Origin of the sequence: Streptomyces sp. CC224B (assembly GCF_030010595.1) — a bacterium.
Taxonomy (GTDB): Bacteria; Actinomycetota; Actinomycetes; order Streptomycetales; family Streptomycetaceae; genus Streptomyces; species Streptomyces longispororuber.
In genome coordinates this window covers 24,177-47,435 of record NZ_JASCXL010000015.1, presented here as the reverse complement: position 1 = coordinate 47,435, position 23,259 = coordinate 24,177, and the positions used below count along the sequence as shown (strand labels likewise).

Annotated in this window: 9 protein-coding genes and 1 tRNA gene; 1 reads left to right on the top strand and 9 read right to left on the bottom strand. The window is 73.6% G+C overall.

Annotation, left to right across the window (positions count from 1 at the left end; all coding sequences use genetic code 11):
* The 5 genes from ettA to QK440_RS08495 form a co-directional block, all read right to left on the bottom strand.
* Window positions 1–1,665: an energy-dependent translational throttle protein EttA gene (gene ettA / locus QK440_RS08515; protein WP_282792385.1), complete on the bottom strand. Its 1,665-nt coding sequence runs from the start codon at window positions 1,663–1,665 to the stop codon at window positions 1–3.
* Window positions 1,666–1,845: 180 nt separating this feature from the next.
* Window positions 1,846–3,261: a Cys-Gln thioester bond-forming surface protein gene (locus QK440_RS08510; protein WP_282792429.1), complete on the bottom strand. Its 1,416-nt coding sequence runs from the start codon at window positions 3,259–3,261 to the stop codon at window positions 1,846–1,848.
* A gap of 381 nt (window positions 3,262–3,642) precedes the next feature.
* Window positions 3,643–4,230: a single-stranded DNA-binding protein gene (locus QK440_RS08505; RefSeq protein WP_282792384.1), complete on the bottom strand. Its 588-nt coding sequence runs from the start codon at window positions 4,228–4,230 to the stop codon at window positions 3,643–3,645.
* A gap of 139 nt (window positions 4,231–4,369) precedes the next feature.
* Window positions 4,370–6,319 carry a GTPase gene (locus QK440_RS08500; RefSeq protein ID WP_282792383.1) on the bottom strand — a complete coding sequence of 650 codons (1,950 nt, stop codon included), beginning with the start codon at window positions 6,317–6,319 and terminating at the stop codon, window positions 4,370–4,372.
* Between the two features lie 5 nt (window positions 6,320–6,324).
* Complete coding sequence (locus tag QK440_RS08495; RefSeq protein ID WP_282792382.1) at window positions 6,325–7,929, bottom strand: dynamin family protein; 1,605 nt, start codon at window positions 7,927–7,929, stop codon at window positions 6,325–6,327.
* A gap of 307 nt (window positions 7,930–8,236) precedes the next feature.
* On the opposite strand from QK440_RS08495, the gene QK440_RS08490 reads away from it, so the two are divergent.
* Window positions 8,237–8,309 (top strand) — tRNA-Arg (locus QK440_RS08490).
* Window positions 8,310–8,398: 89 nt separating this feature from the next.
* Here QK440_RS08490 and QK440_RS08485 read toward each other — a convergent pair.
* The 4 genes from QK440_RS08485 to QK440_RS08470 all read right to left on the bottom strand — a co-directional run bounded on the left by QK440_RS08485 (window position 8,399) and on the right by QK440_RS08470 (window position 23,259).
* A complete protein-coding gene (locus QK440_RS08485; RefSeq protein ID WP_282792381.1) occupies window positions 8,399–8,824 on the bottom strand; it encodes a hypothetical protein in 426 nt (141 codons plus the stop codon).
* A gap of 2,114 nt (window positions 8,825–10,938) precedes the next feature.
* Window positions 10,939–12,036, bottom strand: coding sequence for an alpha/beta fold hydrolase (locus tag QK440_RS08480; protein ID WP_282792380.1), 1,098 nt, complete (start codon window positions 12,034–12,036; stop codon window positions 10,939–10,941).
* The gene (locus tag QK440_RS08475) at window positions 12,033–14,777 is read right to left on the bottom strand and encodes a thioester reductase domain-containing protein (protein WP_282792379.1); all 2,745 of its coding nucleotides are present in this window, start codon (window positions 14,775–14,777) and stop codon (window positions 12,033–12,035) included. The genes QK440_RS08480 and QK440_RS08475 overlap by 4 nt, the downstream gene beginning before the upstream one ends.
* Entirely contained in the window at window positions 14,770–23,259 is an 8,490-nt protein-coding gene (locus tag QK440_RS08470; protein WP_282792378.1) for a type I polyketide synthase, read from the bottom strand. Before QK440_RS08470 ends, QK440_RS08475 begins: the two co-directional genes overlap by 8 nt.

The following is a 23,259-nucleotide window of genomic DNA, read 5'->3' as shown; positions in this document are numbered from 1 at the left end:
TCAGCCCCGGGTGAGCTTCTTGTACGTGGCGCGGTGCGGACGGGCCGCGTCCGGGCCGAGGCGCTCGACCTTGTTCTTCTCGTACGACTCGAAGTTGCCCTCGAACCAGAACCACTTCGACTCGCCCTCGTACGCCAGGATGTGCGTGGCGACGCGGTCCAGGAACCAGCGGTCGTGGGAGACGACCACGGCGCAGCCCGGGAACTCCAGGAGCGCGTTCTCCAGCGACGACAGCGTCTCGACGTCGAGGTCGTTGGTCGGCTCGTCGAGGAGCAGCAGGTTGCCGCCCTGCTTGAGGGTCAGCGCCAGGTTCAGCCGGTTGCGCTCACCGCCGGAGAGCACGCCCGCGGGCTTCTGCTGGTCCGGGCCCTTGAAGCCGAACGCGGACACGTACGCGCGCGAGGGCATCTCGACCTGGCCCACGTTGATGTAGTCCAGCTCGTCGGAGACGACCGCCCACAGCGTCTTCTTCGGGTCGATGTTGGCGCGGCTCTGGTCGACGTACGAGATCTTGACCGTGTCGCCGACCTTGATCGAACCGGAGTCCGGCTCCTCCAGGCCCTGGATCATCTTGAACAGCGTGGTCTTGCCCGCGCCGTTCGGGCCGATGACGCCGACGATGCCGTTGCGCGGCAGCGTGAAGCTGAGGTCGTCGACGAGGACCTTGTCGCCAAAGGCCTTGCTGAGGTGCTCGACCTCCACGACGACGTTGCCCAGGCGCGGGCCCGGCGGGATCTGGATCTCCTCGAAGTCCAGCTTCCGGGTCTTCTCGGCCTCGGCGGCCATCTCCTCGTACCGCGCCAGACGCGCCTTGGACTTGGCCTGCCGCCCCTTGGCGTTGGACCGCACCCACTCCAGCTCTTCCTTGAGCCGCTTGGCGCGCTTGGCGTCCTTCTGGCCCTCGACCTTGAGGCGGGACTGCTTCTTCTCCAGGTACGTGGAGTAGTTGCCCTCGTACGGGAAGGCGCGGCCGCGGTCGAGCTCCAGGATCCACTCGGCGACGTTGTCGAGGAAGTACCGGTCGTGGGTGATGGCCACGACGGTGCCCGCGTACTGCGCGAGGTGCTGCTCCAGCCAGTTCACCGACTCGGCGTCGAGGTGGTTGGTGGGCTCGTCGAGCAGCAGCAGGTCGGGGGCCTCCAGGAGGAGCTTGCACAGCGCGACGCGGCGGCGCTCACCACCGGAGAGGGTGGTCACGGGCCAGTCGCCGGGCGGGCAGCCCAGCGCGTCCATGGCCTGCTCGAGCTGCGCGTCCAGGTCCCAGGCGTTGGCGTGGTCGAGCTTCTCCTGGAGCTTGCCCATCTCCTCCATCAGCTCGTCGGTGTACTCGGTCGCCATCTGCTCGGCGATCTCGTTGAACCGGTCGAGCTTGCCCTTGATCTCGGCGACGCCCTCCTGGACGTTCTCCAGGACCGTCTTCTCCTCGTTCAGCGGGGGCTCCTGGAGCAGGATGCCGACGCTGTACCCGGGCGACAGGAACGCGTCGCCGTTCGACGGCTGCTCCAGACCCGCCATGATCTTCAGCACCGTGGACTTACCGGCGCCGTTCGGACCCACGACACCGATCTTCGCGCCGGGCAGGAAGTTCAAGGTGACATCGTCGAGGATCACCTTGTCGCCGTGCGCCTTGCGCGTCTTGCGCATGGTGTAGATGAACTCAGCCAAGAGAAACCGTCCGGCAATCAGTGTGTGGGCAGATACACCCCATCTTGCCTGACGGCCACCCCCCGGAGGAAACCGGATAGCTGCGGGCAGCCCCTCCCCGGCGCCGGGGGGGCGGGCCGGGGAGGGACGGGGTGTGAGGGGGCGGAGCGTTCGCGTCGTCGCCGTGCGGCTACGGTGCGCTCACTCCTTGGCACCGTCCGCGGACTTCGTCGGCGCGGAGCCGGCCGGGGCGTCCTTCCTGCGCAGGAGATACACCGCGCCGCCGCCGACCACGACCAGGGCGATCGCGATCCCGGCTATCAGCGGCGTCGCGTTCGACCCGCCGGTGGCCGCGAGGTCACCGCCGCCGGACGTGCCGCCCGCCGACGCGGGGCTCGGCTGGGGCGCGGGCTGCGCCTTGCTGCCGACGCCGATCACGCTGCCCTCGGTCCGGCAGTCGAGCACCCCCTGGAACCGCTTCTCGAAGCCGGCGGGCCCGGTGATCGTGAAGTCGTAGGGCTGGTCCTCCTGCAGCGGTATCGTCACCGTCCGTGTCTGGCCGGCCTTGATGGTGTGCTCGGCGTTCATCAGGCTGAAGGTGAACGGCGCGTCGCCCTTGTTGCTCGCCGTGATGTCCAGGCCGCGGGCGGCGCAGTTCTTCTCCGCCGACAGCGCCGGTATCGCCCCCCGCGCGGCCCAGTGGGCCGTCGCCGTCGCGGACACCGTCGACTCGCTGGAGCCCGCGAGGATCTGCGTCTGGCTCCTGGTCTCGGCGGTGAAGGCCCGCCCGACCGGCACGGTCGTCGAGGTCTGCACGTCCAGCGAGGCCATGCCGTCCGGGGTGCCCTTGGGGACGGCGAAGTACAGCTCGCTGCCGTCGGACGCCGTCGTGACCGGCTTGCCGTTCCTGCCGACGACCTTCACCCCGCTCGTGGAGTCCGCGGGCGGGATGACGGCCACGCTGTCCGCGTCGGTCCGCACGGTCACCGGGCCCAGCCGCTCCCCCGCGTGCCCGGCCACGGCGGGCGGCTCCAGGGTCAGGGCCGCCTTGGGCTCCGGGGTCCGGCGCGCGCTGCGCTCCAGGTAGTCCGCGAGCTTCTCCGCCCGCGGGTCCACCGCCTCCACCTCGGCCTTGTCGGAGTAGCGCCAGATCGCCACCTGGGTGCCCGCCGCCGCCGTCTCCTCGGTGAGGGAGGGCGCGCCGGCCTTGCGGGCCAGCTCCGCCAGGTCGTTCACCTGCGGGTAGGAGTGCTGGAGGATCCAGCGGATCTTGCCCGCGTCGGCGTTGGCGTGCAGTGACGTGCCGCTCCAGGGGGTCTCCTTGTACTGCGCGTCCTTCTGCGTGGGGTTGTGGATGTCGACGCAGTACGTCTGGAGGGTGCCGCCGTCGTCGACGGACATCTGGAAGAGGCCGGCGGGGATGCGCTGGTTGCCGCCGTCCTCGCGGACGACCGCCTGGCCGTAGGTCTTCAGGCCGTCGAGGGTGGCGGTGGCTCCGCCGCGGTACGGCGGGGCGTCCGTCGTCACGGCCGCCGTCGCGGTGGCCGTCGCGCCCGCCGAGACGAGCCCGGACGCGACCAGCGCGGCGGCGAGGCGCACGGCGCCCCGGCTCCGTATGGACAACGCAGCAAACACAGAATTCCCCTCCGGGCGGAACCGATTCACATGGGGGACCGGTCCCGCCAGCAGATGCAACCGAGCAGAGTCACCTGCCGATCCGCCCCGCTCAGACCTCGTCGGCCCTACGGAGCCACGCCCGGCATCCTAAGGAGGTGGCGCACCACCATTCCCGCAGGTGCCGTCCGACAACCGATCCGAATCGGAATCGTTATCGCCAGGGCGCCTGTTGAGCTGGGCTTATCGACAAATCCATGGTTTTGCGGGTGGTTGGGCGGCCGTCGGCGGCCGGGGCCGGGCGCCTCGCCGCCGGTACGGGTCGCGGGACGGCAGGACCTCGGGGCGGCAGGACCTCGGGACGGCGGGTGCCGGCCGAACGCGTCAACCCACCGCGGCCGGTTGGGGGCGCGCGCCTTGCTCCGCGTCGGGCGCGGCTTCCGCCGGGGTCCGCGCCCTGGCCGCCGGGCCCGCCGTCCCTTCCGCGCCCCCTTCGGGAGGTGACTCCCAGGCGGGCTCCGGCTCCGCCCGTGTCCCGTCGGGTGCCTGGTCCCCCGTCGGCCCTTCCGCCCGGCCCCGCGACCGGTCCTGTGACTGGTCCGGCGACTGGTCGAGGGCCTTGCCGCGCCGGAACGCGGACGTCCCGCGCGCCAGGTCGTGGCCGATGGCCTGGGCGTCGATGTCCACGGACAGCCAGTGCTGGCCGCCGCGCTCCTCGTCCTTGACCTTCAACCGGCCCTGCACGATGACCTGTTCGCCGAGCGAGAGCGAACTCTGCGCGTTCACCCCGAGGGCCCGGCGGGCCCATACCGTGAAGAAGTTGGTGTGCCCGTCCGTCCATTCGTTCCGCGTACGGTCGAAGTGACGGGGGGTCACCGCGATCCGGAAGCGTGTCACCGGGCCGGACGGGAGCTCCCGGAACACGGGGGTCGTCGCCACCCTCCCCACCACCGTCACCATCGTGTCGTTCATCGTCGTACCCCTCCCTCGTCCACCGCGTGCGGGGCCCTCCCGCGTCGGCGGCGGTCGCCACGACCGCGGTTCCAGACTGCGCCGGTCGGGCCGGGCCCGCTGAGCGCTGTGCCCTACCCACCGGTTGTGGACAACTCCGTCACCCGAAGGAGGCGTTCCGCCGCGCCATCCGCACGTACTGCTCCCGCACCTCCCGGTAGCGCAGCAGCTCCGCCGCGACCGGGTCGAGCACGCGGGCCCGGCCGCACCCCGCGGCCGCCTCCCGCAGCCGCCGTTCCGCCTCGAAGCCGTACCGCCGGGCGGGTCCGCGGGCCGCCATCCGGCTCAGCCACTCCACGCCGGGGCCGCCGAGGATGCCGGAGAGCATCAGCAGCACGGGCACCCCCAGGTTCGGGTCCGCGAGGCCCACGATCTGCCCGACGAGCCAGAGGCCGCCGACGATCTGGAGCAGGGTCATCGCCGCCTGCGCGAGCACCGCGACCGGCCACCAGCCGGGCCGCGGCGGCCGCCCCTGGGGCAGTCCGGCCCGCAGGGCCAGCTCGTCCAGGGCCTCGGGCAGGCCTTCGGCGCCGCGGGCCGCCGCCTCCCGCACGGCCTGGCCCCACGGTGTGGGCAGGCCCGCCGCCGCCTCGTCGGCCACCGTGCGCACGGCGTGCTCCACGCGCGCGCGTGCCGTGGCCTCTTCGTCGACGGGCGGGCGCAGCGTGGGCCGGAGGATGGAGCTGTAGGGCGAGCGGCGCGCCTCGTACCAGCGCCACAGCCGCAGCCAGGGCGTGCCGCACGCCTTGTTGGCGTGCCGGCGCCAGGCCCGCTCGGCGGCCTGGCCCACGGCCGTCGCGCCCACGGCCTCCGCGAGGCGGTCGGCGAACTCCTCGCGCGCCTCCTCGCTGAGCCCGACCCGGGCGCGCCCCGGCGCGTGCGCCGCCTCGGCGGCGTACACCGGGCGCAGGTCGGCGGCCACCGCGTCCAGGTCTGCCTCCAGGCGGCGCGTGGCGGCGCCGCGCTCGCGCGTGAACTGCCCGAGCGCCTCGCGCAGCTCGCCGACGCCCTGGCCGGTCAGCGCGGACAGGGCGAGCACGGTGGCGCCGGGCTCGCCGTGCTCGCCGAGCGCGACGCCGTCCTCGTCGAGGAGGCGCCGCAGGTCGTCGAGGACCTGGTCGGCGGCGTCCCCGGGCAGCCGGTCCACCTGGTTGAGCACGACGAACATGACCTCGGCGTGGCCCGCCATCGGCCGCAGGTAGCGCTCATGCAGCATGGCGTCGGCGTACTTCTCCGGGTCGACGACCCAGATGACGGCGTCGACGAGGCGCAGGATGCGGTCCACGTGCTCGCGGTGCTCCTCGGCCGCCGAGTCGTGGTCGGGCAGGTCGACGAGGACGAGGCCCTCCATGGCGTCGCCGTCGGCGCTCTGGAGGGGGCGGCGGCGCAGCCGTCCGGGGATGCCGAGCCGGTCGAAAAGCCCGGCCGCGCCGTCCGTCCAGCTGCACCCGATGGGGGCGGCGGTGGTCGGCCTGCGGACGCCGGTCTCCGAGATCATCACGCCCGCGAGCGCGTTGAAGAGGGTCGACTTGCCGCTTCCGGTGGCCCCGGCGACGGCGACGACGGTGTGCCGGTCGGACAGCCGCCGCCTCGCCGCCGCCTCGTCCAGGACGCGTCCTGCCTCGGCGAGCGTGGTGCTGTCGAGCCGTGTCCGGGAGAGCCCGATCAGCTCCCGCAGCGCGTCGAGGCGGCCCCGCAGCGGCCCTTCGTAGAGGACGGTCGTCTCCCGGGAGGCGCCGATGTCGTACACGGAGGTGGTGCCGTGGCCGGAGTCGTACCCGGAGGACCTGCCGTACCGGGAGGACTTGTCGTACGCGGACGAGCCCGCTCCGGCGGCTCCCCGGGGGCGGCCGCCGCGCGCGGGGGCCGAGCGTGGCGCCTCGTCGCCCGCGGGGGTGCCGGTGCCGTCCGCTTCGTCGTTCTCGCTGTGCTCGTTGACCCGCCGCGCGATGAGCCCGTCGTCCCAGATCTCCTCGTCCTCCCGCGCGCGGGAGGCCGTGTCGTCGTCGGGCCGGTCGGCGTGGTCGGTGTGATCCGTGACGGCGGTCACCGCGGTCACCTCTCCTTCTGCAGTACGGACAGCGCGGCGATGAGTTCGGCCTGTGGTTCGGGGTGGACGCCGAGCGCGTCGAGGGGGGCGAGGCGCCGCTCCCGTTCGGCGCCAAGGACCTTGTCCAGGTAGGCGGTGAGGAGCCGGCCGCCGCGGTCGCGCAGCCGCAGCGCGCCGTGGGCGCCGACGCGGGCGGCGAGGCCCTCCCCGGCGGAGCGGGCTCGGCGCCCGCCGAGCAGGGCGGTGGCGAGCAGCGCGGTGAGCACCTCGGGGTCGGGCGCGGCGCTCTTGTCGGCGCGGTCGACGGCGCGGATCTCGTCCTCGACGTACTCCTCCAGGACGCGCTGCCAGCGGCGTACGGCCATGCCGATGCGGTGGTCGGCGCCGTTGTCGCGGTGGTGCGCGAGCTCGGGGAGCCGGGCGGCGGGCTCCCGGCGCCAGGCCTCGTCGACGCGTTCGTCGGCGGCGGTGACGGCGCACAGCAGGAGCGTCTCCAGGCTGGCCGAGACGGCGTCGAGGAGTTCGCTGGGGCCGCAGTCGAGGGGGTAGGCCCGCCAGCGCTTCAGCGCGTCCCCGGCGAGCACGGCGCCCGCTTGGAGGCGTTCCCGTACGCGCGCGTGCTCGCTCTCGTACGCCTCGTCGACGGCGGCGGTGAGCCGCAGGGCGGCCGCGTACTGGGCGGCGACGGCGCCGGCCAGCTCGGGCAGGCGGGAGTTGAGCGAGCCGAGCGCGCCGAGGGCGGTGCGGGCGAGGGCGCCCTGTCTGGTGGCGGAGTCCCGCACCTGCTGGGCGAGCCACTCGCGCAGCGGCGCCACGGCGGTCGCGGGCAGCAGTCCGCCGCCGCCGGTGGACTCGGGCAGTTCCGGCACGGTGAAGCGGGGCACGTCGCCGAGGCCCGCCTTGGCGAGCAGGGCCTCGAACTGGAGCGAGACCTCGGCGACCACCTGGTGCGGCACGCGGTCGAGGACGGTGACGAGGGTGGCGTCGTGCTCCTTGGCGGTCCGCAGGAGGTGCCAGGGCACCGCGTCGGCGTAGCGGGCCGCCGTGGTGACGGTGACCCACACGTCCGCGGCGCAGATGAGCTGGGCGGCGAGCACCCGGTTCTCGGCGACGAGGCAGTCGATGTCGGGGGCGTCGAGCAGGGCGAGGCCCGCGGGCAGCGTGTCGGCGGTCTCCACCCGCAGGACCCGGTCGTCCTCGGCGGGCGGGGTCGGTTCGTCGCCGTCCTGGCGGGGCACCCACACGCGGGTGAGGTCGGGCAGGATTCTCACCCCCGCGAACCAGTGCCGGTCATCCGGATGGCAGACGAGGACCGGGGTGCGGGTCGTGGGGCGCAGCACCCCCGCCTCGCTGACCTGCCGCCCCACCAGGGAGTTCACCAGCGTCGACTTGCCGGCCCCGGTGGACCCGCCGACGACCGCCAGCAAGGGCGCTTCGGGGGCCTTGAGGCGGGGCACCAAATAGTCGTCGAGCTGGGCGAGGAGCTCATCCCGGTTGGCACGCGCGCGTGGCGCCCCCGGCAGGGGGAGCGGAAAGCGTGCGGCGGCGACGCGCTCACGCAGGGTGGTCAGCGCGTCAAGCAATTGAGGCCGTACGTCCAAGGTCACCACATGCGAAGAATGCCCAATTTTGACGGCTTTCTGAAGCATATGAGCACGCCTGCGCGCCGATCGGACACACGTGACGGAAGGGATGACTGGGGCACAGGCATAACGAGTGCACAACACCCGGGGCGTCAGGCGCCAAAAGCGGTGCGAGATTCGCACCTGCCTGCGATTATCAGGACCGCTTCACTGAACCTCCACATCGCGGCGCGGAGGTGAAGCACCAGGGACACGGACGCAGGAGCCCTATCCTTGTCCCCGGCAAGGTCACGGACCGGCCCCACACCGGGCTCCAGGCCACCGGCCATCATCGGCCCCCGTAGCTCAGTGGATAGAGCAGGTGCCTTCTAAGCACTTGGCCGCAGGTTCGAGTCCTGCCGGGGGCGCACTTCACCGGCCTTCCTTCGGGGAGGCCTTTTTGCTGGTCAGGGGCGTTACGCTCAGGCGCGGCGAAGCGGAGGAGTCCGCTCGGGGCTCAGTCCTCGTCGGGCAGCTCAGGGAAGTCCCCCTGAGCGTCCATCCGGCGCTTGAGATCCGGGAGCTGGCCCTCGACGCACCCGGCGTCGGACGCCAGCAGCACCGGGGATGTGTTGCCTGCCCCGTACGCGTACGCGACCTGCGGGGGCGGAATGCCGCCGTTGGGCCACTTCGTCAGCAGAGTGTGCCGAATGTCATAAATTCGCTTGCCTATCGGGGATGCGCACTGACGCTCGGTCAGTTCCGTCTTGCGAGCGTTCCTCCGCGCTCGGCGCGTCACCGAGCCGGAGAGGATTCCTCCCTTCTCGCCCTGGAACATCTGGTCGCCGGGCTTCAGGCCCTCTGCCTTGGTGTGCTCCCGAATGATCTTCGTGAGGGCAGGAGGGCCCCGTACGACGCGCGTGTCGCCCTCGCCTCGGCTCACCCCTACAGGTCCCGCTCTTCATGCAGGGTGCCGCCGTCGGTCCAGTTCTTCCCGACGTCCGGCTCCGCCGTATGAAGAGGAATGACGCAGCGCCTGACGATCGGTGAGCGCATGGCCTGGTACCGGCAGCGCCTCTCCCAGGAAGTGCCGGCCGGGCTGGTCGGCCGTACGTCGGACTGGCTCGGCAAGGCGGAGACGACCGCATCGAGCTCGACTGCCTCTCCGCGATGCGCGCCCTGGCACCCGCCCGGGACGCGTCCATCGGCAACCTCATCGGTGAACCACGCTCCTGGAGTGGTCGAACGACAGCGGCCGGCACACCGTCCCTGCGACGTCGGCGAGGTGTGGGGCGCCTACCAGGCGTCGCGCTTCGGCTTCGCCACCAGGCAGTTGCCGCTCCTTGCCGACGCTCCCCCTGGCCGCCCGTACGTACACGGGGGCCAGTCCCCGCTGCAGGCGTGCGTGCGGGAGTTCCGCGAGGAGCTGGGCATCACGCCCGGGATCGGTCGTGTGCTTGCAGTCGACTGGGCCCCAGCCCTGCTGAAGGCGACAAGGTGCTGTTCCTCTTCGATGGCGGTCCTCTGCCTGCGCAGCTTCAGGAGCGGATCCGGTCGCAGCGCTCCGAGATCAAGGCTTACGCCTTCCACAGCCGCGACGACGTGGACCCCCTGACCGCTCCGCGTCTCGAACGCCGGGGGACCACCGCGTGCCGGCCGACACCTCCGGACGCGGCCTGCCTGGGACCACCCCGCATGTGCGGGGACCACAAGACGTCGCGTCCTCGCTCGACGTACTCCTTGGGACCACCCCCGCGCGTGCGGGGACCACGGAACTGACCAGGCACGTTAGTCGAGCCGGCCCTGGATTTTACTCACTTTCAGAGAAACGGACATTCCGCTCCCCAGGTATTGAACCGCCCAGCCAGACCCACCTGTGCGTATATGGACTTGTGTAGCACCGGCAGCCCGGAGCGGGCGCCAGGGAAGCACACCTGACGAAGGCAGGCGAGGAACGGCTCGTTCCGGTGAGTGCGCGGTGGCGTTTTCCGCCTTTCTGCAGCCGGGTGCAGCCTTGCAGCGCAGGTCACGGGTCTCGCTTCCGTAGAGCGAGCAACTACCTTCTCGGCACTTGGCCGCAGGTTCGAGTCCGTCGGGGGCTTCGGCGCGTTCGAGGTTGCGGAGCAGGCGTCAGTGGCCTGTGGGTCGGCGAGGGCGTCGCCTCGCTGGCGGCGTAGCCGTCCACCTGTTTCGGCAGGAAGGTCGAGCACCGGCTCACGCAGGCCGTTGCACCGCTGCTCGCCGCGCGGGTCAGTAGCCGATGCCGTGGAGGACCGTCGGCTGCGACAGCGCCTCATGTCCAGTCCGCGGACCGGCACGAAAGCTCTCGCGGCAGCAACCACTCCTTGGCGGTGCGCCCATCGTGGCGGCAAGGGGCCAGTCGGCAGCGCGTTCCGTCGTACGCCATTCCGGATGCGCTTTTGTGCGTCAGGCAACTTCCCTTTGGCATCGGCCAGATCGGCGCGCAGTAGAGCGCACGGACGCCAGCGTTCGGCCTGCGCCACAACCGGGGCGGGAGAGAAGCGCATTCAGACATACGCCCGGCTGTTCGGGTGGATCGCGCCATAGTGAGGCGAGTCGGCCAAACTGGCTATCGTGCCACAGACGTGCATCAAACAGGTACGTAAAGTGAAGCGGAACGGGTTGAAGTCCACCGAAAGGCTGAAATACATGGCGATGCCTCGCTCGGGCGACGTGACCACCGTGGAGAAGTCGGCCTGGGTGCGCTGGCTTCCGAACGCGCTGCCGGCTGGTAGTCGGGGCTTCGCACCTTGCTGACATCGAGCGCCGTGTCCGAGGTCGCGGTGACGGCGTGGGCCGGGCCGGGTCCATGAGCCGCTCGGTGTCCACGCCCCGTTCCAGCAGGCGCTCGACGATCAGGTCGGACGTCGTTCCCGCCTTGCCCGGCTGCTCGTCGCCGGGCGGTGCGGGCATCGGGCAACTCCTCGGCGTGCGTACGGGGCAGGACCGCATCCACCCTCCCCGCGGCCCTCGGGGCGCGGGCCCCTGCGGGCGTCCCCGTGGTGTGGGTGGGGACGCCCGGCGGGTGTGGTGGTGTCAGGCCGTGGCGTGGCGGCTGTGGCAGTCGTCCAGGAAGTCGACTATGTGGCCGAAGACGTCCAGGGCCGCGTTGCGGCCGATGAAGGCGTCCAGGTGGCCGTAGCCGGGGACCTCCACGTAGCGGACGTCCATGTCGGGGTAGCGGCCGCGCAGGACCTCGTGGCACAGCTTGTTGGAGTCGTACCAGAAGCGGTTGTCGCTGCCGGAGAGCAGGAGCAGCGGGGTGTCGAACGTGCCCGCGTTGTCCAGGGCGTTCTTCGGCAGGGCGTCGTAGCGGCCGTCGGCGTCGTTGTAGCGCATCATCGTGTGGGCCAGCTCGATGCCGCGCAGGTGCGGCAGGATCCACATCGGGACGGTGCCGTACAGGTCGGCCAGGCGGTCGTGGGTGACGTCGTGGAGGTTGTCGTGCTCGAAGAGCGAGCCGCCCACGCCCCACGAGTCGTTGTGCAGGATCTGGCAGTTGGGGTCCTTGCACTCGGCGCCCAGCGAGACCTCCGCGAAGAGCAGCGAGTACTTCGACCACATCCCGACCTTCTTGAAGTCGGTGGGGATGTTGACGATGCGGGAGCGGAGCAGTTCGCCGCCGAAGTGCAGGCGGGCGCGGGTCTTCCAGGACATCTTCGGGGTCAGGAAGACGCCCTGCGCCACCACCCCCGCGAGGCCCGGGACCAGGCCGGCCGCCATGCTGAGCGACAGGCACATCGCCCCGATGCAGTGGGCCACCACGTGGAGTTCGCGGCCCTCGGTGCGCTCCTTGACGAGCGCCACCGCCTCGGGGATGTCGTACAGCGCCACGTCGTCGAAGGTGTAGCGCACCCGGCCCTCGTTGTACGGCAGGCGGCAACTGCCGCGCCAGTCCAGGAGCCAGGGCTCGTAGCCCGCGTCGAGCAGCACGTCGACCAGGTTGCGGGTCTCTGGCAGCGTGAACATGTCCGCCGAGGCGGTGAGTCCGTGCAGGACCAGCACGGCCGGGCGGTCGCCGGTCCCGTCGGCGGGGGCGATCCGGGTCAGGCCGAGCTCGGTGCCGTCGGAGGCCGTGAAGGGGATCTGCTCGACCCGGTCCCCGTATGCGGAGTGGAGGGGCCTCAGCGTCATCGGGTCTGCTCCCTTTTGATCATCAGCTTCCTGATCTTCCGTTGCAGCCTGTCCTTGTCCCGGTCGATCGCGTCCCTGCGCAGGTCGAGCAGTTCCGCGCCGGCGCGCAGGGACGGCTCCGCGAGCCCCATGCCGACCTGGACGAAGAACCACGACAGCCACGCCAGCTTGGCGAGCCGCTGCTCCTGCGACGACAGCCGCGGGTCGACCCGGATGCCGTCGATCTGGTCCGGTACGTAGCTCTTGCCGGGCACCCTGACGACGCCCTCCAGGCTCGCGGGCCCGCCCTCGCGGCCGAGGGTGACCTCGATGGTCCGGGTCTGCTTCCAGAAGTCGCGGCGCGCCCGGGCCGTCTTCCAGCCCTCAAGCCACCAGCGTCCGCCGTCCCGGTCGACCAGGACCAGGCGGTAGCGCAGCAGCGGGTGGTCGTTGCCGTGCCGCAGCGGGACGCCCTCGTCGGGGCGGACCCAGATCTCGCCGGCCGCCACCGTCAGCGGCTCGGGGTGCAGCCGCTCGCAGGACACCTCGCCGCGCACGTCGATCTTCCGGTGCCGTACGACCTGGTACATGCTCGCGATGGACAGCGTCAGCGCCATCCGGCACCTGGTGTCGCGCTGCTCGCCGACCGGGCCGACGTGGCCCTTCGTACGTTCGCGGAACGACAGGTAGGGCGGGTCGTCGCGGCTGGGCAGCCGGGCCACGCCGTCCTCCGCCATGCGCTCGAAGGCCTTCAACTGGGCCTGGGAGCCGTAGCGTTCCGGCAGCGGCAGGCGGTGCCGGGCGAGGAACGCCTCGGTGCGCTCCATGCCCGCCTCGGGGCCGAACATCAGCGCCTCGAACAGCTTCATCGCGGTGGGGCTGCGCAGGATGCGGATGAGGAAGTCGAGTTCGGGCACCGGTTCAGCGGCGTGCCGCCGGAGCAGGTCGTCCCGCCAGTCGCGCCAGCCCGCCACGCGGACGTTCATCCCGGCCAGCTTCATGTCCTTGACCAGCTCCGGCAGCGTCTCCGCGCGGCCCGTGAGGTGGTAGTTCTGGCCCCACGCCCTCGGGTCGAACACGATGGCCGCCGCGGTCCGGCTGATCCAGTCCACCGGCGCCAGGTTCATGAACTTGAAGGCGGGGACGGTCCGGTACCGGGAGAACGCGCCGATCAGGCCGGTGCTGAGGTCGCGCGGGTTGTAGACGCCGGTGCGGGTGTGGCCGCCGATCGCGCCCGGCCGCAGGATCGTGACGGTCAGGCCGTGTTCGCGGGCCCGCCGCAGCACGGCCTCCGCGGCCCACTTCGACTTGTCGTAGCCCGCGAAGAGCCGGTCGATGTGCGCGACCGGGTCGTCCTCGCCCATCTTCTCGATGCCGACCTCGTTGAACACCGCGACCGACGACACGTGGTGCAGCGGCTTGGGCCGTCCCGTCATCGCCAGTTCGGCGAGGGCCAGCGGGCCGAGCACGTTGGTCTGACGCAGCGAGGGGTAGCCGCGCAGGAAGTCCACCGCTGCGGCGACGTTGACGACGGAGTCGACCTCGGCGGCCAGGGCGGCCCATCGGTCCTGCGGCAGCCCCAGGTACGGCCGCCGCAGGTCCGCGGCAAGGACCGTCACGCGCCGCCGCACCTCGGTGGACCAGGGCTGGCCGAAGCTCGCCAGGGCCTCGGCGAGGCGGCGTTCGGCGGCCGCGTCGTCCGCCGCGCGCACCAGGCACACCACGTGGGCGTCGCCCTGCCGCAGCAGGTCGAGCAGCAGGTGGCTGCCCAGGTAGCCGGTGGCGCCGGTGAGCAGCACGCGGCGCGGCTCCACCGGGTCGGCCTGCCGGCTGAACGGCAGCCGGTCGGCCAGCGCGAGGTCCGCCAGGATCGTCTCCAGGTCCTCGTGCGCCGGGTCGGCCGCGGCGCGGACCACGGCGGGCGGGTGGGATGCCGACGGGGTCGACGGGGTCGGCTCGGTTACTGGGGTTGTTGGGGTTGTTGGGGTGGTGGGGATCGCCGGGGCCGTCGGTGCTGTGGTGGCTGCGGATACTGGGGTGGCCACTGTCGCCGGGGTGACCGCGGGCGCCGGGGTGATCGCCGTCGTGGCCGTCGCGCCCGCCGCCCCGTTCGCCCCGGCCGTGGCCGTGGCCGTGGCCGTCAGGTCGGTCGGGAGTCCGGCCGCCGCCGCCCAGCGCTGGGCGAGGCGGCGCGGGCGCGCGTCCGCGAAGACGTCGTCCAGGCTGAGCTGGACGTCCAGTTCGCCCGCCATGAGCGCGACCAGCTCGACCGCGTCGACCGACGACAGGCCCGCGTCGAAGAGGTCCTTCTCCACGTCGGCGGCGGCCCCCGGCACGAAGCGGGCGGCGAGGGCGGCGATGCCCGCGGCGACCTCCGGGACACCGCGCCGTGCGGGCGCGGCACCGGCCGCGGGGTCGGTGGGGATGTCCGCCGCGGGCCCGGCGGGGATGTCCGTCCCCGTACCGGTGTCCGCCGCCGCCTCCGTGGCCGTCACCGTCACCGTCCCCGTCCCCGTACGAGCGTCCGCCGCGGTCTCCGTACGACCATTGGGTGCCGGTCCCGTGCGGTCGTCGGCCGCGGGCGGTGCCGTAGGAGGCGCCGGGGGCGAAGTGGGTGCCGTCCGCGCCGTGTTCGCGCCGCGGAAGCGGGCGAGGAGGTCGGAGGCCTGGGCGCGGCCCGGGCCGCGCCGTTCGATCACCTCTTCCTCCGGCCGCCGGTTGACACCGCGGTTGCGGCTCGTACCGCTTCCCGCCTCAGGCATTGCTGACCTCCGCTGCGTTTTCGGATCCGAGGTCCCAGGAACGGAACTCCCGGAGGTGCGCCAGGGCCACCGCCGTCTCCAGGCGCGGCGCGTCGACCTCGCCGCCGCCGAGGCGGGAGACCAGGCGCCGGGCGGGTGTGTTGCGGGGCGTGTTCTCGGCGACGAGGCGCACGGTGGCGCACCCGTGCTCCTCGGCCCGGTCGGCCAGCCACTGGAGCAGCCGGTCCTCGACGCCGCGGCCGAGCACGCGGCAGCTCATCATCCAGGCGACCACTTCGAGCGCGTCGCCCTCCGCCTTGACGGCCAGGACGCCGATCTGCCCGTACGAGCCGAACCGGTCGCGCGCGGTCGCCGTCCACACCTCGCCGTCCTTGCGCAGCCGGTCGAGCTCGGCGGCGTCCAGGGGGCGGGGGCGCAGGTTGAACTGGTTGGTGCGGCGGCTGAGCTGGATGGTGCGCTCGGCCGTGTCCTCGTTCACCGGCTCGATGTCGAGTTCGAGCCGGAGGTTCTCCAGGAACTCGGCGAAGCCGAGCTGCGCGCGGGCCACGTCGCGCACCCGCTCCTGCTGGTAGAACGCGGCGCGGGCGGCGTCCTCGGCCGTGGCCGCGCGCGGCACCACCGGCCACAGGCGGGTGACGAAGCCGGCGAGTTCGCTGTCGGCGGGGCAGGTCACGCAGAGCACCTCGGGCAGTTGCGCCCGCACCGCGGCCAGCTCCACCGGGTTGTCGTCGAGGAACAGGAAGCTGTCGAGGCCGAGCCGCAGGTCTTCGGCGATCTTGAGGATGCGGGTCCACTTGGGCCCCCACGCCGCGGAGACCGCGGCGAAGTGCTCGCGGCGCAGCGGGCTGTCGGGCCGGTCGAGGACGGCGTGCACCGTGGCCTCGTCGTTGTTGGAGACGAGCGCGAGCAGCACCCCGGCCTCCCGCCACTGGAGCAGCCGCTGGGCGAGCAGCGCGCGGGCCCCGGTGAAGAGGACGTTCTCGGGGCCCGCCTCGCCGGCGACGCCGCTCCACAGCGTCTCGTCGCCGTCGACGACGATCACCTTGGGCGCCCGGCGGCGTACGTTCCACAGCACGTCGGCGAGGCGCAGCGCCACGAACGCCTGGAACTCCTCCTGGAAGGGCAGGTGGGCGACCGCGTCGGTGCGCGGGTTGAGGACGCCGTCGGCCGGGAACTCGCCGTCGTCCCAGGTGGCCGACGGCAGGACGGCGATGCCGGGCCGGTCGGTGAGCTGTTCCGTCACCTGCAGCTCCCAGGCGCGCAGCCGTGCGTCGGCGGAGCCCTCCGGCAGGAAGGCGACGACGAGGGGCGTGCGGGTGCGGTCGGCGAGGGCGCGCAGGGCGGCCGGGTACTCCTCGGCGAGCTGGTCGAGGAGGCGTCCGCCGTCGCCCTCGGCCTCCGCGAAGCGGGTCAGGTCGCCGGGGCGCAGCAGGACCAGGTTGGCGACGGTCGCCTTCCGCGCGAGGACGCTCCCCGGGTCGAGCAGACTGGCCAGGACCTGGTGGTACGGGGCCTCGGCCACCTCGAAGGGGCCGCCCTCGACCCCGGCGTCCTCCAGGGCGACCGACAGCATGGCGGGGAGGTTGCCGAGGGCGAAGGTGGCGGCGACGGCGATCTGTGCGGGCGCGCCGCCGGGCCCGGCGGCGGATGACGTAACGGCGGCGGACACCGCGGGCTCGGCGGCGGGCGTCGTATCCACGGCCGTGGCCACGGGCTCGGCGGCGGGCGTCGTAACGGCGGCGGACACCGCGGGCTCGGCGGCGGGTGACGTACCCACGGCCGTCGCCACGGGCTCGGGGGCGGGGGCCACTGCGGGTCCTTCCGGTAGGGCGAGGAGGGTCTCGGGGGCGGCCGCGGCCTCGGCGGCCAGCGCGAGCAGCCCGCGCCCGAGGGCCGCGCAGCTCGCCTCGTCGACGACGTCGGTGTTGTACTCCAGGCCGACCTTGCCGAGGCCCGGCATGACGGTGACCATCAGGTCGAGGTCGGAGTAGCCGGTGCCCGCGGGCAGGATGCGCAGGCCCTCCGCCGCCCCGGCCGCCGGCGGCATGTAGTTGAAGTAGACCTCGACGAGCGGCGCGTCCTTGCGGTACAGCCCCTCCTGGACGAGGGCGGACATCGCGTCGAAGAAGGTGACGCCCCGCTCCAGGACCCGGCTGAGCCTGCTGTCGGTGCGCCGCAGGACGGCCTCGGCGGTCTCCCCCCGGCCGACCTGGGCGGCGAAGGGGATGGGCAGCCCGAAGTACCCGACCGCGTCGAGGGCCGCCACGTGCAGCCGGGTGTCCACGGGCACGGCGAGGACGAACCTCTCCCGCTCGCGCAGCCGGGCGAGCTGGACCGTGAGGACGCCGAGCCAGAAGGCGGCGGGCGTGATGCCGAGGCCGTTGGCGCGGGCCGCGACGCGCTCCTGGAGGTCCGCGGGCAGCTCGGTCAGGTGCATGGCCGAGCGGAAGGTCCGCCGCTCGGGCCGGGGCCCGGCCAGCTCCAGGTCGAGGCGGCGGGCCCCGGTGAAGTCCGCGCGCCAGTCACCGGTGGGTGCCGACGCGTCCGCGGGGCGCCCGGCCTGGGCGCGCAGGAGCAGGTCGACGTCGCGGTTGGTGACGGCGGCGGGCGGCTCGGTGCCGCGCAGGCCGGCGCCGAGGCCGTGGGCCACCAGCATCAGCGAGGCCAGGTCGGACACGGCGTGGTGGGCGCCGAAGACGAGGACCTGCTCGCCGGAGGCGTACGCGAGGAGCTCGAACCGCCACAGCGGGGCGGAGCCGAGGTCGAAGGGCGGCTCCATGAGCAGCCGCAGCCGTTCGTCGACGTCGGTGCCCTCGGCGACGGGCGACCAGCGGACGAGGTCACCGGCGAGGGAGCGGCGGACCTCCAGCTGCTGCCCGCCGTCGGTGTCCGGGCCGATCGCGGTGCGCAGCGCGGCGTGCCGGGCGGCGAGGGACGCGATCACCTCGGTGAGGCGGTCCGGGGTCGTCGGCTCGGCGAGCCGCACGGCGAGGCCGATGTGGTGGGTGACGCCCGGCGTGCCGTGCTGCTCGGCGCGCAGCAGCCGTACGACGTCTCGGGTGGCCGGGTGGCGTACGACCTCGGGGACCTCGGCGGGCCCGGTGCCACCGGCCGTGGGGGCGGGCCGCCCCTCGCCCGGGGCCGCCGCCATGAGCGCGTCGGCGACGCTCTCCACGGTGGCGCCGTTGAACAGCGAGGAGACGGGCACGGAGCGGCCGAAGTCCGACTCGATGAGGCTGCGGATCTGCATGGCCATCACGGAGTCGAGGCCCTGGCCGACGAGCGGCGCGGCCACGTCGACCTCGTCGGTGTCGAAGCCCAGGGTGCGGGCGAAGCGGTACCGCAGCCGGTCCACCACCGCGTCGCGCGAGTCGAGGGCGAGGCGGCCGTCCGCCCCTGCGCCGCCCGCGGGCCGCCCGGCGCGGGCCACGGCGAGGCGGCGGCGCGGCGGGAACAGGCCGGCGAGGAGCGGCGGCAGCAGCGCGGGCTCGGTGGCGCGCAGCACGGGCACGTCGAGGGCGGCGGCGAGGAGCAGCGCGTCACCGGTGTCCCGGCCGAGTGCGGCGTCGAACAGCCGCAGGCCCCGCTCGGTGCCGAGCGCGGCGATCCCGCCCCGGTTGATCCGCTCCAGGTCCGCGGCGCCGAGGTGCCCGGTCATGCCGGTCGCCTCGGCCCACAGGCCCCAGGCGAGGGAGAGCGCGGGCGCCCCGGTGGCGCGGCGGTGCCGGGCCAGGGCGTCGAGGAAGGCGTTGGTGGCGGCGTAACCGCCCTGGCCCGCCCCGCCGAGCACGCCCGCGAGGGAGGAGAAGAGCACGAAGGCGGACAGGTCCGCGTCCGCGGTCAGCTCGTGCAGGTGCCAGGCGGCGTCGGTCTTCGGCCGCAGCACGGCGTCGAGCCCTTCGGCGTCGATGGACTCGACGACGGCGTCGCGGAGCACTCCGGCGGCGTGGACGACAGCGGTCAGCGGGTACTCCTCCGGCACCTCGCGCAGCGCCCGCGCCAGGTCGTCGCGGTCGGCCACGTCGCAGGCCCGTACGGTGACGTGGGCCCCGGCCGCGGTCAGCTCGTCGCGCAGCGCCCCGGCGCCCTCGGCGGCGGGGCCGCGCCGGGACAGGAGCAGCAGGTGCCGGGCGCCGCGCGCGGCGGCGTGCCGGGCCACGTGGGCGCCGAGGCCGCCGGTGCCGCCGGTGATCAGGACGGTGCCGGTGCCGAGGGCCGCCGCGGCGCCGTCGGCGGGTTCCGTGTCCTGGTGGCGCAGGGTGGGCACGTACATCTGCCCGTCGCGCAGGGCCAGTTCGGGCCGCCCGGTGCGCAGGGCCTCGCGGAGGGCGCTGGCGTCGGCCGCGCCGAGGCCGCCGAGCCCACCGGTCTCACCGAGCCCACCGGTCTCACCAGCCTCCCCCGCCTCCCCGGTCTTCCTGGAGGCGGCGGACGCGGCGATCCGGTCGAAGGCCCCGGCGTCCACGTCCACGAGGACGACGCGGCCCGGGTTCTCCGCGCGGGCCGCCCGCACCAGGCCCCACACCGAGGCGTGGGCGAGGTCGGGGGCGGTGCCGGGCTCCTCCGTGCCCGTCAGGACGGCACGGCGGGTGAGCACGACGAGGCGGGCGGTCGCGGACCGGTCGGTACGCGCCAGCCACCGCTGCACGTCGCGCAACGCCTCCCCGAGCACGGCCCGGGCGCGGGCCGCCGCGTCGCCGGTGTCCGGCCCGGCGGCGGCCGGCACCAGCGTCACGTCCGCCGGAACGTCCGCAACGGCGGCGTCCGCGGCGGTCGCAGCGTTCTCGGCGGTCGCGGCATCCGCGGCGGTCGCGGCGCCCACTGCGGTCGCGGCGTTCTCGTCGACCTGGCCGGTGTACGGCGTCCACGCGACGGACAGCAGCGCGTCCGTGCCGCCCTCCGGCGTGGCGAGGTCGCCGGGCGCCACCGGGCGCACCAGCAGCGCGTCGACGCGCGCGACCGGCTCGCCGGAGGGGTCGGCCGTCTCGACGGTGAAGGTGTCGGGCCCGGCGGGGGCGACGCGTACGCGCATCTCGCTCGCGCCCCGGCCGGGCGCGGTGACGGTCCCGAAGGAGAAGGGCAACGGCGCGCGGCCGTCGTCCGTGCGGCCCGCAGCGGCGGCCTGGAGGGCCGCGTCCAGGAGGGCGGGGTGCAGCCCGAACCTCCGTGCCTCCTCGGCCTGCCGGCCGGGCAGGGTGACCTGGGCGAAGACCTCGTCGCCGAGCCGCCAGAGGTCGGACAGGCCCTGGAAGGCGGGGCCGTACTCGAGGCCCGCGGCGGCCAGGGTGTCGTAGTGGGCGGCCACGTCCAGGCGTTCGGCGCCAGCGGGCGGCCACGCGGCGCCGTACAGCGGTCCTTCGGGCTCCGGCGCGGCGGCGCCGTCCTCGGGGGCCGCGTCCGTGAGCACGGCGTCGGCGTGCCGGGTCCACGCGGCGGTGTCACCGCCGCGGGGGCGGGAGTAGATCTCAAGCGGGCGGCGGCTGCCGTCGGCTGCGCCGATCTGCACCTGGATGTCGGTCTCGCCGTGCTCGGGGAGGACCAGCGGCGCGTGCAGCGTCAGGTCGCGCAGCACGGGGCGGCCGACCTCGTCGGCGGCGCGCAGGGCCATCTCCACGAAGGCGGTGCCGGGTAGCAGGACCCTGCCGAAGGCGGCGTGGTCCGCCAGCCAGGGGTGGGTAGCGCGGGATATGCGCCCGGTGAGGACCACGTCGTCGCCGCCCGCCAGGCGCACGGCCGCGCCGAGCAGCGGGTGCCGGACGGGGCCGAGGCCCGCGGAGCCGACGTCGGCCGCCGTGGCCGCGGCGGGCTGCCAGTACCGGCGCCGCTGGAAGGCGTACGTCGGCAGCTCCACCAGGCGTCCACCGCCCAGCCACGGCGACCAGTCCACGGCCACGCCCGCGGCGAACACGTCGGCAAGGTTGCGCAGGAGCCGCGCCTCCTCGCCCTCGTCGCGCCGGAGGGTGCCGACCGCGGTCACCCCGGTCGTACGGCTGTGGTCGGCGTTCTGCGCCACGGCGCCGAGCAGCACCGGGTGGGGGCTCGACTCCACGAAGACGCGGTGCCCGTCCGCCAGCAGGCCGCGCAGGGCGGCGTCGAAGCGGACGGTCTGGCGGAGGTTGGTGAACCAGTACTCCGCGCCCATCTCCCCGGTGTCGATCACCGCGCCGGTCACGGTGGAGTACAGCGGTACTTGGCCCGTGCGGGGCTCGATCTCCCGCAGCACTTCGAGGAGTTCGTCCTTCAGGTCCTCCACCTGCGGGGAGTGCGAGGCGTAGTCCACCGCGATACGCCGGGCCTGGATACCGTCGGCCTCGCATCCGGACAGGAACGCGTCCAGCTCCTCGGGGGCACCGGAGACCACGACCTGCTCAGGTCCGTTGACCACCGCGACCTGGATGCCAGCGGTCAGCCTCCCGGCGACGGCCTCCTCCCCGGCCAGCACCGAGACCATCCCGCCACGCCCCGACAGCCGTACGATCGCCCGGCTACGCAGAGCCACCACGCGAGCGGCATCCTCCAGCGACAGCCCACCCGCCACACACGCGGCCGCGATCTCCCCCTGGGAGTGACCCACCACCGCCGCAGGCCGCACGCCGAGCGACTGCCACAGCTCAGCCAGCGACACCATCACCGCGAACAACACCGGCTGGACAACATCCACCCGCCGCAGCACGTCCTCATCGCCCTCGCGCACCACATCCAACAGCGACCAGCCATCGACGTACGGCTCCAACGCGACAGCACACTCCGCCATCCGCGCCGCGAACACCGGCGAGAACTCCAGCAGCTCCCGCGCCATACCCACCCACTGCGAACCCTGCCCGGGGAACACGAACACCACCGAGGACGACACCCCGGCACGCCCTGACACCACACCCGAGACCTCACGGCCCGACGCCAACTCAGCCAGCCGGGCGCTCAGTTCACTCACGTCACCGCCCAGGACCACCGCCCGGTGCTCAAGCACCGCGCGTCCCGACGCCAGCGTGAACCCCACATCCCGGGGGTCCAGTTCGGCGTCCTCGCTGATCCGGGCGAGCAGCCGTGTGGCCTGCTCCCCCAGCGCCGCCTCGGTGCGGGCGGAGAGTACCCAGGGCACGAGGTTCGGGTGGGGGCGCGCGGGCTCCTCGGCGGGGGCCGGGGCTGCCTCCAGGATGACGTGGGCGTTGGTGCCGCTGTAGCCGAAGGACGAGACCCCGGCGCGGCGGGGGCGGCCGGTGTCGGGCCAGGGCCTGTTCTCGGTGAGGAGCTCGACGTCCCCCTCGGTCCAGTCGACGTGGTGCGAGGGCTCGTCCACGTGCAGGGTGCGCGGGAGCACGCCGTGCCGCATGGCCTGCACCATCTTGATGACGCCCGCGACACCGGCGGCGGCCTGGGTGTGCCCGATGTTCGACTTCAGCGAACCCAGCCACAGCGGCCGGTCCGCGCCCCGCCCCTGCCCGTACGTGGCCAGCAGCGCCTGCGCCTCGATCGGGTCGCCCAGGGTGGTGCCCGTGCCGTGGCCCTCGACCGCGTCGACGTCGGCCGGGGTCAGCCGGGCACTGGCCAGCGCGTCCTGGATCACCCGCTGCTGGGCGGGGCCGTTGGGGGCGGTCTGGCCGTTGGAGGCGCCGTCCTGGTTGACCGCCGAGCCGCGGACCACGGCGAGGACGCGGTGGCCGAGGCGCTCGGCGTCACTGAGGCGCTCCAGGACGAGGACGCCCGCGCCCTCGCCCCAGCCGGTGCCGTCGGCGGCCGTGGCGTACGACTTGCAGCGGCCGTCGGCGGCGAGACCGCGCTGGCGGGAGAACTCGACGAACACGCCCGGCGTGGCAAGCACCGTGACGCCGCCCGCCAGGGCCAGGGTGCACTCGCCGTCGCGCAGCGACCGCACCGCCTGGTGCAGCGCGACGAGCGACGACGAGCAGGCCGTGTCGACGGTGACGGAGGGGCCCTGGAGCCCGAGCGCGTAGGAGACGCGGCCGGAGACGAGGCTGCCGACGCTGCCGCCGCCGGGGTCGTAGTCGTGGTGGAAGCAGCCCGCGAAGACGCCGGTGCGGGTCTCCTTCAGGGAGTGCGGGTCGATGCCCGCGCTCTCCAGGGCCTGCCAGGACGCTTCGAGCATGAGGCGCTGCTGCGGGTCCGTCCCGTGCGCCTCGCGCGGGCTGATCCCGAAGAACGCCGGGTCGAAGTCCGCCGCGTCGTGCAGGAATCCGCCGGAGCGCGTGTACGTCCTGCCGGGCCGGCCCGGCTCCGGGTCGTACAGCGCGTCGACGTCCCAGCCGCGGTCGGCGGGGAACTCGCCGACCGCGTCCTCGCCCTTGACCACGACGTCCCAGAGCTGGTCGGGCGAGGAGACGCCGCCGGGCAGGCGGCAGCTCATGCCGACGATCGCCACGGGTTCGGTGCGCCGCTCCTCCAGGGTCTGCAGCCGGCCGCGGGTGACGTGCAGTTCCTCGGACACGGCCTTCAGGTACTTGAGCAGCTCGTCTTCGGTGGGCAT